Source organism: Methylobacterium sp. GXS13 (genome assembly GCF_001455965.1).
In the GTDB taxonomy this organism is placed as follows: Bacteria; Pseudomonadota; Alphaproteobacteria; order Rhizobiales; family Beijerinckiaceae; genus Methylobacterium.
Genome location: NZ_LKKO01000025.1, coordinates 1 through 12118, shown reverse-complemented (window position 1 = coordinate 12118; position 12118 = coordinate 1). Strand labels below are relative to the sequence as shown.

Sequence of the window (12118 nt, the reverse complement as noted above, 5' to 3'; positions counted from 1 at the left end):
TATCTTCAGCCCGAGGATCGGCTCGAAGCAGAAGTAGGCTGCTTACATTGGGGACAGGCGATTTATGCCCTCGCGATACCGATTCATCTCGGAGTTCATAAGGTCACGCAGGGCGTCCACTTTGAGCTTCGTGTCCGCCAGCAACAACTCATCCAGCCGCTCACCTGTTGGGGCATAAGCAAGATTTCTCAAAATAGAACCTGCGATTGTGTTCGTAGGCGCCGGTGAAATTGATTTAGGGTAATCTTTGAACATTGGCCTGAACACAGCTTTGTGCTGCGGACTCAGATCCCGCCCGACCGGCATGAACATAAGATCGACCGTCTGTATTGCTGGAAGAAAATTAAGTGACCCTGCTCCTTCGAGGTCGCTCGCGAGCCGTAGATCAAATTCATTTCCGAACAGATATCCTCTGTCAGCCCGCTCCATGAAACACGAAACATCCCCTTCCTCATAATTATCCGGGGAGTATCCTTTATCGGCAGGCCCATAAGGCAGTCGGCATATGATCCGGTCGTATTCTAACCTCATCTCGTCGGTCGAGATGGTAAAAGTGATGCGCGGGCGTCCAGTCGACCGCTCGCGGTACAGCGACAGGATGACGGAATGCGCAGCCCATACAATCAGGGGTTTATCGGCGCTGTATCCCGAACTCATAATATCCGAACGAAGATCGCTGAGACTTTCCGATGATGGATTGATTAAGCCCTGCGGCTTTAGCCCATACTGCTGAATCAGCGCGCTTTTGATGCGCTCCTCCTCCAGATCCAGGAAGATCGGCGGCAGGGACGGTAATGCGAGTGCAGACTGGAGGCGTTCGCGGAAGCGGCATTCGCAGGCACGCGTTGCCGAAAGATGAGCTTCGTAGGATTCGAAGTCGTCAAAATCATAATCGGCCACGCCCTCGGCTTCGGTCCGGTACTCGGAAACTAACCGCACATAGAGTGCTTCATTGTCTTGGCCGTAGCGTTCGATGAGGATCTGCACCAGCTCGTCATCGTGAGAGGATTGGCCGTTCGTAGGCTGAAGCGTAAAGCTCACAGCATCGTCGACTACCACGGGCGAATACAAAAACCCGATTAGAACCTTCGGAGCCAGCGAGAGCGTGCCGTAGATATGATCCCCATTCTCTCCGCTAGGTCCGATGACAGGATCATCGTTATCGAGCAAATCGGCCGTAGCGAGCCGCAGGTTCGTCCACCCCAAATTGTTTTGTAAATAGAATGGAGTTCCAGCGTTCACCCTTACAATATCCGACTCCAGATCGATCTCATCGGTGGCATCGAAATAGGCATTCAGATCGCCCGCCTTGGCTTCAACACAAGCCAACACGTTGTTCATCTGGTCAATAAAACATTGCCGTCCCACCTCGGAACGGCGAAGCGACGACCGTGCACGCGAGTCGAAACTGGTGCCCTCAATCAGGTTCAGCACGGCCTGCCGCCGAACATCCTCAGTCGATGAGCTGCCGGTATGCGCAAGCTCCGCCCAGCTTTCCGCTAGCCTGACGTAAACACGCCCATCAGCCTGGTACTCCCCGAGCCTGTCGGGATCCGATGTGTCCTCTCCATCCAAGCGGATGTAGCGCTTGCGCTTTTTAAGGGCGCTCGCCGCACCATCGCCGACGAACGTACGCCTAAAGAGCTCGGCGATGCGAGAGTGGGCCTTGTCCGCTCCCTGGGCTTCGATCATCCGGCCCAGGTTCCGAGCGAGGCGGGGCCTATCCCACTCAGGAACACGCCGCGAGAGCGACACCTCACGTGCGATCTGATCCGCCTCTTCCAAGCGTGCGCGGGTTTGCTGCAGGCTTTCGGCGTGCCGCGCCGCCGTAACGGCGCTGTCCGCTTCCGGCCTCTCGCTACGCGCATCAGAGAAGCGCGAGCGAGCGTCGATAACGGTCCCCTCAGACATGGGCCATCTCCCGACGCGCCCGGGCCGACCGACGTTCTCGGCGGGGGCGCATGCGCCGCAGGGGCATCGGATCACATCGCAAAGCGGTCACGACCCTGTCTCCTCGTCCGACGATCAGTTCCACGCTGCGGGCTTTATCGACTAGGGCATAATCTAAGCCTTCACTCATCAGCTCCCCCACACGCCGATGGGACAGCTTGAGCCGGCGGCGGCCCTGTGCGGCGGGGTAGTCGATATCAGCGAATTCCAGCACCAAAGCGACGACTTCGTCCGGAATGCAGCGCTGCGCGACCCTTACGGTCGCATGGTGGGAAAGCTCAAACTCGTGGGCGGAGGAGAAACCAAACAGGTCGGTCATCGGCGTGTCCTTTGTTGACGCCGTAAGAATGCCGGGCAGAGAGCCGCCAAGCGACCGCAAACTTGGACATTTTTCTGGGGGCGATCAGAGCATTTATTGGGGACCTTTCTGGGGACAAAATGGGGCCGTTTTGATGACTTTTATGGCTCGTAGGCGCGAAGATACGGCTGTGAAGCTGATGTGCTGCGAATGGGGGCCATCACGTCGTCTGGTTCAGAGCGCCAGCGAGCCAACACCGAATCAGTGGATGAATAAAAACCAGCAGCCTGCTGACGGGCTGGGACTAAAACTTGATACTTGAGCGCTCGAAACCCAGAATCTTCGCTTCGACAGCATCTATCGAATTGATACTGCCGGCCCGGTGGCAGCATCGAGCTCGCATGAGGCCAATTCGCGGGGAAATACTTTAGTCCCAATGCCCCGGCGCTAGGAATCTCAAATCAGCACGAACAAAGCAGGTCTGCGGTTCCAGCCGCGGTTACCGTTACCTGGCGGCGCGCCATTCGATGTGACTTCAATACGTTTCGTTCTAGTAAGAAAAATGTGATCCTAAAGGCTAAGTCTAGGTGAGAAGCGAACTCTACCCACTCACGTACGACCAGATCGAATTAGGTGAACTGCAGTGACAATACGATTTAACTGTTAGAAGGCGGCTGCTCTATCCAGCTGAGCTACGGAGTCTGGGTGCCAGCGTGCCCAGAAGCCACGGGCTTGGCCGAGGGTCAAGCGTCTGCGTGACGGACCGGTCGCGGCGTGGCAGGCGCCACCTGGCGTTGCCCGAGGGCGGCATGGCGGGGTTGCGGCGCGGGGCGGATCCGGACAGGCCGGGGCGCTGTTCATGCCGGGGTGCTGCCCCCGCACAGGAGTCCGAGGTTGCCTGGCCCGAATCCGTCCGCATCGTCCCCCGACCGCGCCCGGCGCCGCCGGGCTGCCGGCCGGGGCAGCCTCGCCCGGCCCGGGGCGGATCTGCGGCGCCTGCCCACCGGCCTCGACCTGCGCAACGTCCGGCTGGTCGAGGGCGTGCGCGCCGCCTTCGCGTTCGGCGTCGTCATCCTGATCAACATCTGGGTGCAATGGCCGCCGCTGCTGACCATGGCGCTGGCCGCGAACCTCGCCTGCTTCTGCGACAATGGCGGGCCGATGCGGGTGCGCCTGCGGGTGCTCACCGCCTTCTCGCTGCTCGGCGGCCTGCTCTGGGCGGGTCTCGGCCTGCTGCAGCCCCTGGGGCTGCCGGTGGTGGTGCCGGTCTCCTGCGCGCTGATCTTCGCGTGCTCCTACGTCCGGGTCTGGAGCGTGCAGGCGCAATCGGCCGGGAACGTGCTGGTGGTCGTGCTGTGCATCGCCCTCGACCGGCCGCTCACCTGGGAGCAGGCCGGGATCGTAGCGCTGATGTTCGCGGCCGGCGGGCTCTGGGCGACGCTGCTCGCCCTGGTGATCTGGCGCCTGCATCCGTACCGGCCGGCGCACCGCGCGGTGGCCGAGGTCTGGCACGGCCTCGCGCGGCTCTGCGGCGATCTCGAGCGGCTCGTCGCCCTGACCGATCCCGACGCGGACGCGTTCGACGGCCATGCGCGGGGCCACCGGCGCGGCGTGCGCGCGAGCATCGAGACGGCCCGGGCCATGATCCTCGACCTCGCCCGCTCCCGCGAGCGCGTCTCCGAGCGCACCGCCCAGGCGCTGCTGCGCCTGGAGAGCGCCGAGCAGATCTTCTCCGCGCTGATCGCGGTGGCGGAGCTGATCGAGAGCCGGCCCGCGCCGAGCCGGCGGGCCCTCACCAAGACCTTCCTGCGGCGCCTGCGCCCCCTGCTCGTCACCATCGCCCGGGCGATCCGCGACGATGCCAGCCTCGACCTCGCCCGGCTGGAACTGTCCATCGCCCGGGCCGCGGAGGGCCTGTCGGAGGATCCGACCCTGGCGCGGCTGGCCGAGCGGATCGTCGGGCGCGTGCGGATCGGCGCCAAGCTCTCGACGCCGGAGGGCTACCGGCCGGGCGGCACCCTCACGGACGGCCGGAGCCTCGACCGCTGGACCCGCTATGTCGAGCCGCTGCGGCAGAACTTCACCCTCGCCTCGCCGAACCTCCGGCACGCCCTGCGGGCCACGGCGGTCGCAGCGCCGGCGCTCGCCGCCACCCTGACCTATGCCGGCGCGTTCACCCATTGGCTGGTGATGACCGTGGTGCTGACCATGCAGCCGTTCTACGCGGCGACCTGGCAGCGGGCGCTGGAGCGGATCGGCGGCACGGTGCTGGGCGGGGCCGCGGGCGCGGTGCTGGCCTATTACGCCACGACCCCGCTGGTGGAAGCCGGGCTGATCCTCGTGCTCAGTGTGGTCGGCTTCGCCGCGCGCCAGATCTCCTACGGCTTCTTCGTCACCTGCCTGACCCCGCTGGTGGTGCTGCTGGTCGAGCTGCTGGAGCCCGGCCACAGCTCCTGGGAGATCGTCGGCATGCGCGCCGGCTTCACGGTGCTCGGCGGGCTGATCGCGGTGGCGAGTTGCCTGGTGCTCTGGCCGATCTGGGAGCCGGACCAGGTCCGCCAGGAATTGCGGCGGGCCTTGAAGGCCCATGCCGACTTCGCCGAAGCCGTGCTGCTCGCCGCCTCCGGCGAGGCCCGCGACGCCGCAGTGCTCGCCCGCGCCCGGGCGTCCGGCCTCGCCCTCAACGACCTGGAGGCGGCGCTGTCGCGCGCCCTGCAGCAGCCCCGGGCCGGCGGCCATCCGGAGGTGGAGGCCGCCATGGTGGCGGACGCGACCCTGCGCCGGATCAGCGCCCGGCTCACGGTGCTGCGCCACGCCCCCGAGGCGGCCGCCCCGGAGGCGGAAGCCTGGCGCACCTGGATCGCCGCCACCCTGGCGGCGCTGGGCGCAGATCGGCCGCTACCGGCCCGGCCCGATCTCGACCGGGGCCAGTCGCTGGCCCGCCTCGTGAGCCAGGTCGACCTGCTGAGCGGGACGCTGCGCCCGGGAGAGCTGCGCGCGCTCGAGGGCGCGGGGCCGGAGGCCGATGCCGTCGCAGGCGAGGGTCGGGCCGTCCCGGCGGCCTGACCCGAGGCAGGCCCGCGGGCCGCACGTCAGCTCAGTATCGCGGCAGGGCGTTGGCCGGGCCGCCGGCATGCGGGCCGGCATAGCGGTAGGCGGAGGCCCGCATCGGCTGAGCCCGATCCTGCTGCGAGACGCCCGCATTTCCGATCCAGCCGGAATAGGCCGAGGCCGGATAGGGCGAATGCTTCGAATCCATCCCCTGCGCGAGGGCCGGCGAGGCGGTGGCGGCGATCAGGACGGCGGCGAGCATGCGACGGGTCATGATGATCTCCTGTTGTCTGCGTCCGACTTCGACGGGACGTCATCCGGTCAACCGGGCCGGGTGAGGAAGATCGTCGGTGCGGCGGTCTTGATCGCTCGGGCTGTGCTTGGCCGATGATGACCTCTCAACCGGGATGGTCTGCCTCCCGTTCGAGCGATGCCGTGCGCTGGCGCACGGGTGGTACGCGCTCGGCTCCGAATGCCTGATACCGGTCCAGGAAGGCCGGGCCCGGCGACGCTGGTCCCGGGCTCGGAGCGGGGATGCGCCGCGCGCGGAAGCGTGCCAGAGACCGCCCCGAAAGGGATGCGCTGAGGGAAGGCCCATGACCGGGAGCGCGCCAGGGACTCTGCCATGCGGTTGATCGTCGGCCTCGGAAACCCGGGTTCGCGCTACGCGAACAACCGGCACAATATCGGCTTCCTGGCCATCGACGCGATCGCCCGCCAGCACCGGGCGAGCCCGTTCCGGCACCGCTTCCAGGGCGAAGCCGCCGAGGTGGTGCTGGGCACCGAGCGGGCGATCCTGCTCAAGCCCTCGACCTTCATGAACGAATCCGGGCGCTCGGTCTCGGAGGCGCAGCGCTTCTACAAGATCCCCTTGAGCGACGTGATCGTGCTGCACGACGAGCTCGACCTCGCCCCGGCCAAGCTCCGGGTAAAGCTCGGCGGCGGCAATGCCGGGCATAACGGCCTGCGCTCGATCACCGCCCAATGCGGCAACGAGTATCGCCGGGTCCGGCTCGGCATCGGCCATCCCGGCGACAAGGCGCTGGTGCACGCTTACGTGCTCAACGATTTCGGCAAGGCCGAGCTGCCCTGGGTCGAGGATCTGGCCCACGCGGTCGCCGACCACGCCACGCTGCTGGCGGCGGGGGAGGATGCGAGCTTCCAGAACAAGGTTCATCTCGCCATGGCCGGCCGGGGCTGGGACACGGTGAAGACGCTGGGTTCCAAAAATTGACACGAAAACACGAGGACACGATATAGACGGCGGAGGCTGCGATGAAGAACGTCACCGTGACGATGAGCGAGGCCCTGCTGCAGCGGGCGCGTGTCGCCGCCGCGCGCGACGGCAAGAGCCTATCGCGTTTCGTCGCCGAGGCCGTCGAGCAGCGCGTCGGCCGGCCGCTGACGCAGCGGGAGGCGCTCGAACGCTTCCTGGCCGGGCCTCTCATGAATCTGACGGACGAGAACGGCAAAGCACCGTCGCGCGATGAACTTTACGATTGAGCCGATCTTCATCGACACGAACGTGCTGGTTTACGCACGCGACAAACGAAATGCCGACAAGCGCGAGCGCGCACGGACGTGGCTGGCTGCCATCACCGACCTGGGCTGCGCCCGCACGAATCTGCAAGTTCTCAACGAACTTACGCGATGGATCCTCAAGAACGAGCTGGGGCGCTCGCTGCGCGACGTTCAGGACGAAGTCGAGACGATCGGGGCCTGGGGAGCGCGCCCAATCGATCAAGATGACACCGAACTGGCATGGCTCGTCCGCGAGAATCTCGGCTATCAGTGGTTCGATTGCCTCCTGGTAGCCGCGGCCCAGCTCGCCGGATGCCGGTACTTCCTGACCGAGGATATGGCACACGGCGCCGTGTTCGAGGGCCTGACCCTCATCAACCCTTTCCGCGCGTCGCCCGGCGACGTGCTTCAACGGAACTGAGTCCATGGGCTTCAAATGCGGCATCGTCGGCCTGCCGAACGTCGGCAAGTCGACCCTGTTCAACGCGCTGACGCAGACGGCGGCCGCGCAGGCGGCGAACTACCCGTTCTGCACCATCGAGCCGAATGTCGGCGAGGTGGCGGTGCCGGATCCGCGCCTGGACGACCTCGTCCGGATCGCGAGCTCGAAGGAAAAAATCCCGACGCGGCTGACCTTCGTGGACATTGCCGGGCTGGTGCGCGGCGCCTCCAAGGGCGAGGGCCTGGGCAACCAGTTCCTGGCCAACATCCGTGAGGTCGACGCCATCGCCCACGTGGTCCGCTGCTTCACCGATGGCGACGTCACCCATGTCGAGGGCAAGGTCGACCCGGCCGCCGATATCGAGACCATCGAGACCGAACTGATGCTGGCCGACCTCGACAGCCTGGAGCGCCGGGCCGTCGCCCTGGAGAAGAAGGCCAAGGGCGCCGACAAGGAGGCCAAGGAGACCCTCGACCTCGTCAACCGCGCCCTGCCGCTGCTGCGCGAGGGCAAGCCGGCCCGCCTCGTCGAGCGCAAGCCGGACGAGGAGAAGCTGTTCCAGTCGCTGGGGCTGATGACCGCCAAGCCGGTCCTCTACGTCTGCAACGTCGACGAGGGCGATGCCGACAAGGGCAACGCCTATTCGGACGCGGTGTTCGCCCGGGCCAAGGCCGAGGGCGCCATCGCCGTGGTGGTCTCGGCCAAGATCGAGAGCGAGATCGCGGTGATGCCGGAGGCCGACCAGGCCGAATTCCTGGAAGCCGTGGGTCTGACCGAGCCCGGCCTCAACCGGGTGATCCGCGCCGGCTACGATCTCTTGGGCCTCGTGACCTACTTCACGGTCGGCCCCAAGGAGGCCCGGGCCTGGACGATCACCAAGGGCACCCGCGCGCCCGGCGCCGCCGGGGTGATCCACTCGGATTTCGAGAAGGGCTTCATCCGCGCCGAGACCATCGCGTTCACGGACTACACGACGCTCGGCGGCGAATCCGGCGCCCGGGACGCCGGCAAGCTGCGGCTCGAGGGCAAGGAGTACGTGGTGCAGGACGGCGACGTGCTGCATTTCCGCTTCGCCAATTGAGGCCCTCCCCCTGACGCACTGGACGAGGCTGGCATGCCGGACCCCGCGGTCGAGGACTTTTCCGTCGGCGACGTCATCGTCGGCGAGTCCCTGACGGTCACCCGCGACGCCATCGTCGGCTTCGCGCGGGCCTTCGACTTCCAGCCGTTCCACCTCGACGAAGCGGCCGCGCAAGGCACCTTCGCGGGGCGGCTGATCGGGTCGGGCTGGCACACGGCGGCGCTGGGGATGCGGCTGCTGCAGCAGGGGCCGTTCCGGGGCGGCTCGTCGCTGGGCGCGCCCGGGATCGACGAGCTGCGCTGGCTGGCGCCGGTCCTGCCCGGGGATGCCCTGACGCTGACCTTCCGGGTCGTGGGGATGCGGGATTCGGCCTCGAAGCCGGGGCTCGGCTTCGTGACAGCGGAGGTCGCCCTCGGCAACCCGCGCGGCGAGACGGTGCTGACCCAGCGCTTCACCTTCATGCTGGCCCGAAGCGGCACCGATCCCCTGCCGCCCCGCCCCGTGGAGATCGGCGAGCCGGGCCCGGTCGAGGAGCCGGAGGATGCCGAGATCCTGCCGTTCCTGCGGGATGCCGAGATCGGCTGGGTCCGCGACCTCGGCGCCTACCCGTTCAGCGCCGCGGCGATCGTGGCCTTCGCCGAGGCCTACGACCCGCAGGCGTTCCACCTCGACGAGGCCGCGGCCCGGCGCAGCCATTTCGGCGGCCTGTGCGCCTCCGGCTGGCACACCGCCGCCGCCTACATGAACCGGCTGCTCACCACCCGCGCCCGCGACGCCGCCTACACGGCCACCCGCGGCCCCGTCCCGGAAGCCGGCCCCTCCCCGGGCTTCAAGAACCTGCGCTGGCTCAAACCCGTCTATGCGGGCGACACGGTCCGGTTCAGCACGAAGCTCACCGACAAGCGCGCCTCCGCCTCCCGCCCCGGCTGGGGCCTGGCGTTTGCCCGCAACACGGGCGTGAACCAGCGCGGCGAGCCGGTCTTCGCGTTCGACAGCGCGGTGTTCCATCGCTGGGAGCCGTGAGGCCCGTCCTCGCGGTTCTCGATGTCCGCACAGGACGGGGGGCGGAGGCGGCCTCCGATTGCAACGCCACTCAGCGCTATCTGCGTTCGTCACGCATCCGGCATCGAACCGGGATCGCGGGCGCTGTGGCGAACGGCATGAACGATGATGGCTGCGTCCGTGACTTCGTAGAAGATCAGGTAAGGATAAGGGATCGTGGTCAGGCGGCGAATGGTCGGATCGTCGGTTTGCTTTCCGAGCATCGGATAATCCGAGAGATGGTCCAACGCGTCCTTGATCCGTTGCCGGACATGTCGAGCCCCTTGCGGCGAGCGAGCCGCGATGTACTCGGTCAGCACGGCTAAGTCGGTCAAAGCCGGACGGGTGAAGCGGATCTTCACAGGCCGTGCTTCGCCCAGACGGCCCTCACCTCCTCGTCCGTCGCGAACTCGCCCCGTGCCGCTGCCGACTTCGACGTCGCGATGGCGTCCCGTTCTGCCCGTGTCAGGATGACGGGCTCGGCCTCATCGCCGGCGAGATCCAGCAGCATGCGCGCGAACGCATCCTGCGTCTCAGGAGCAAGAGCGCGGACACGCGCGATCGCTTGATCGAGAAGTTCAGTCATGGGCCCATCCTGCACATGATCGCCGGACACGCCATTGCGCGTCCGCCCGCCCCTCCCCTCACGCCGCCTTCCGGCGCTCCGGATACAGCCCGTACAGCCCCTCGTCGCTGGCCGCGCAGATGCCGCGCTCGGTGATGATCCCGGTCACCAGGCGGGCCGGGGTCACGTCGAAGGCTGGGTTGGCCACCGGGCTGCCCGGGGAGACCACCTCGATCGTGGCGAAGCCGCCGTCAGGGAGCCGACCGGTCATGTGGGTGACCTCGCGGCCGTCCCGCTCCTCGATCGGGATCTCCTTGACGCCGTCGTGGAGCGTCCAGTCGATCGTCGAGAACGGCAGGGCGGCGTAGAACGGCACGCGGTTGTCGTGGGCGGCGAGCGCCTTCAGGTAGGTGCCGATCTTGTTGCAGACGTCTCCGCTCGCCGTGGTCCGGTCCGAGCCGACGATGCACAGGTCGACCCCGCCATGCTGCATCAGGTGGCCGCCGGCATTGTCGGCGATCACCGTGTGCGGCACGCCGTGGCCGTGGAGCTCGAAGGCGGTGAGCGCCGCGCCCTGGCTGCGCGGCCGGGTCTCGTCCACCAGAACGTGCACCGGCACGCCGCGCTCGTGGGCGGCGTAGATCGGCGCCAGGGCGGTGCCCCAATCCACGGTGGCAAGCCAGCCGGCGTTGCAATGGGTCAGCACCGTGACCGGCCGGCCGCCATGGGCCGCGTGCAGGTCCGCGATGATCTGGCCGCCATGGGCACCGATGGAGCGGCAGCTCGCCACATCCTCCTCGGCGATGCGGCCGGCCTCCGCGAAGGCGCGCACGAAGCGCTCGGCCGGCTGGATCTGCCGCAGGTTGCCGGCGACCCGCTCAAGCGCCCGGCGCAGGTTGATCGCCGTCGGGCGGGTCGCGGCCAGCACCGCCACCGCCCGGTCGATCCCCTCCATCGAGGGATCGGCCCGCATCGCCAGCGCCAGCCCGTAGGCCGCGGTGACGCCGATCAGGGGCGCGCCGCGCACGATCATGGTGCGGATCGCCAGGGCGGCGTCGTCGAGGGTGGCGAGCCGCTTCAGCTCGAATGCGAAGGGCAGGCGTGTCTGGTCGATCACCTGGACGCTGACGCCGTCCGGGTCCGGGAAGATGGTGCGATAGGGTGTGCCGTCGATATTCATGGCGGTTTCTGTGCCATAGCGGGGCGGTTTTTGCACCACCCTCGCCTGCTCCCGCGCGATCCCGGTGGGCGCCGGGTCAGGCTTCCTCAACCTTAGCAGGTCGTTAAGGCCGGCATGACTAGCCTCGGGCGAGAGTCCCCGTTCGCGTCCGGTCCCGCATGCGCTCGCTTCGCCGTCCCGCGTCGCCCTACGACACCTACGTCGACAGCGTTCGCCCCTTCTTGGGCAAGCGCCTGACGGAGCTCGGAGGGCTCGTCCTGTTCACCGGTGCGGTCGCATTGACCGTGGCGCTCGCCACGTGGTCGATCGACGACCCGAGCCTGAACCACGCCACCGACCACCCGGCCCACAACGTGCTCGGCCAGCCGGGGGCCGTCGTGGCCGATCTCGCCATGCAGATCCTGGGGCTCGGCGCCCTCGCCTTCGTGCTGCCGCCCGTGCTCTGGGGCGTGCGGCTGATGCGCGAGCGCGACCTGCCGCAGGGCGGCATGCGCCTGGCGCTGTGGATCATCGGCTTCTGCGCCGCGAGCGCGGTGGCGAGTGCCCTGCCCCCCACCGCCCGCTGGCCGCTCCCGACCGGGCTCGGCGGCGTCGCCGGGGACGGCCTGCTGTCGATGGCCCGGGTGATCGTCGGGGCGGTCTCCTCCGCGGCGGCCCATCTCGTCGGCTTCGTCTACGCCGCGGTGGCGATCCTCAGCCTGACCGGCGCCTGCCGGTTCGGGGCCGTCGAGGAGGATTCCTTCCACGACGAGCCCTATCCCGCCCGGCATCAACCCGCCCGCGGCCGCGCCTCCGGCCGCGACGAGCGCGAGGATGCGGACGAGCCGAGCCTCGGCCTCGTCGGCATCGGCGCCCTCGCCCAGGGCCTGATGCGGATGCGCCTCGCCCTGGCGCGGCGGGTCGACGCCTGGCGGACCGGCCGGGTCGAGCCGTTCGACGCCGAGGCGGCGGCCCTGGCGGCCCGGCGCGCCTTCACGGATGCCGACCTG

At 67.6% G+C, this 12118-nt stretch carries 13 protein-coding genes; 7 read left to right on the top strand and 6 right to left on the bottom strand.

The genetic code is table 11. From position 1 onward, the window contains the following. Positions 1-42 precede the first annotated feature (42 nt). Positions 43-1911, bottom strand: a complete 1869-nt coding sequence (locus AO398_RS08420) for a hypothetical protein (RefSeq protein WP_058191616.1) — start codon at positions 1909-1911, stop codon at positions 43-45. Then, on the bottom strand, positions 1904-2269 hold the full coding sequence (locus tag AO398_RS08415; RefSeq protein ID WP_058191615.1) for a hypothetical protein: 366 nt from the start codon (positions 2267-2269) through the stop codon (positions 1904-1906). The genes AO398_RS08420 and AO398_RS08415 overlap by 8 nt, the downstream gene beginning before the upstream one ends. Before the next feature lie 873 nt (positions 2270-3142). Here AO398_RS08415 and AO398_RS08410 point away from each other — a divergent pair. Beyond that, positions 3143-5314, top strand: coding sequence for an FUSC family protein (locus AO398_RS08410; RefSeq protein ID WP_058191614.1), 2172 nt, complete (start codon positions 3143-3145; stop codon positions 5312-5314). A 31-nt stretch (positions 5315-5345) separates the two neighbouring features. On the opposite strand, the gene AO398_RS08405 is transcribed toward AO398_RS08410, so the two are convergent. After that, positions 5346-5573 (bottom strand): hypothetical protein, encoded by a 228-nt coding sequence (locus AO398_RS08405; RefSeq protein ID WP_058191613.1) that lies wholly within the window; start codon positions 5571-5573, stop codon positions 5346-5348. A 351-nt stretch (positions 5574-5924) separates the two neighbouring features. On the opposite strand from AO398_RS08405, the gene pth reads away from it, so the two are divergent. From pth to AO398_RS08380, 5 genes are read left to right on the top strand one after another with little or no spacing between them, the layout of a single operon-like run. Then, positions 5925-6533: an aminoacyl-tRNA hydrolase gene (gene pth, locus AO398_RS08400; protein WP_058191612.1), complete on the top strand. Its 609-nt coding sequence runs from the start codon at positions 5925-5927 to the stop codon at positions 6531-6533. 41 nt (positions 6534-6574) lie between these two features. Continuing rightward, a complete protein-coding gene (locus AO398_RS08395) occupies positions 6575-6802 on the top strand; it encodes a hypothetical protein (RefSeq protein WP_058191611.1) in 228 nt (75 codons plus the stop codon). Further along, entirely contained in the window at positions 6786-7241 is a 456-nt protein-coding gene (locus AO398_RS08390; RefSeq protein WP_058191610.1) for a PIN domain-containing protein, read from the top strand. Before AO398_RS08395 ends, AO398_RS08390 begins: the two co-directional genes overlap by 17 nt. Before the next feature lie 4 nt (positions 7242-7245). Then, positions 7246-8343: a redox-regulated ATPase YchF gene (gene ychF / locus AO398_RS08385; protein WP_058191609.1), complete on the top strand. Its 1098-nt coding sequence runs from the start codon at positions 7246-7248 to the stop codon at positions 8341-8343. 33 nt (positions 8344-8376) lie between these two features. Beyond that, positions 8377-9366, top strand: a complete 990-nt coding sequence (locus AO398_RS08380; RefSeq protein ID WP_058191608.1) for a MaoC/PaaZ C-terminal domain-containing protein — start codon at positions 8377-8379, stop codon at positions 9364-9366. Between the two features lie 89 nt (positions 9367-9455). On the opposite strand, the gene AO398_RS08375 is transcribed toward AO398_RS08380, so the two are convergent. The 3 genes from AO398_RS08375 to mtnA are packed head-to-tail and all read right to left on the bottom strand — an operon-like array spanning position 9456 to position 11129. Continuing rightward, complete coding sequence (locus AO398_RS08375) at positions 9456-9746, bottom strand: type II toxin-antitoxin system RelE/ParE family toxin (RefSeq protein ID WP_058191607.1); 291 nt, start codon at positions 9744-9746, stop codon at positions 9456-9458. Further along, on the bottom strand, positions 9743-9970 hold the full coding sequence (locus tag AO398_RS08370) for a hypothetical protein (protein WP_058191606.1): 228 nt from the start codon (positions 9968-9970) through the stop codon (positions 9743-9745). The genes AO398_RS08375 and AO398_RS08370 overlap by 4 nt, the downstream gene beginning before the upstream one ends. A gap of 58 nt (positions 9971-10028) precedes the next feature. After that, complete coding sequence (gene mtnA / locus AO398_RS08365; RefSeq protein WP_058191605.1) at positions 10029-11129, bottom strand: S-methyl-5-thioribose-1-phosphate isomerase; 1101 nt, start codon at positions 11127-11129, stop codon at positions 10029-10031. Between the two features lie 158 nt (positions 11130-11287). On the opposite strand from mtnA, the gene AO398_RS08360 reads away from it, so the two are divergent. Then, positions 11288-12118 (top strand): DNA translocase FtsK 4TM domain-containing protein (locus AO398_RS08360; RefSeq protein ID WP_201025731.1); only part of this gene is annotated, 831 nt, incomplete at its 3' end.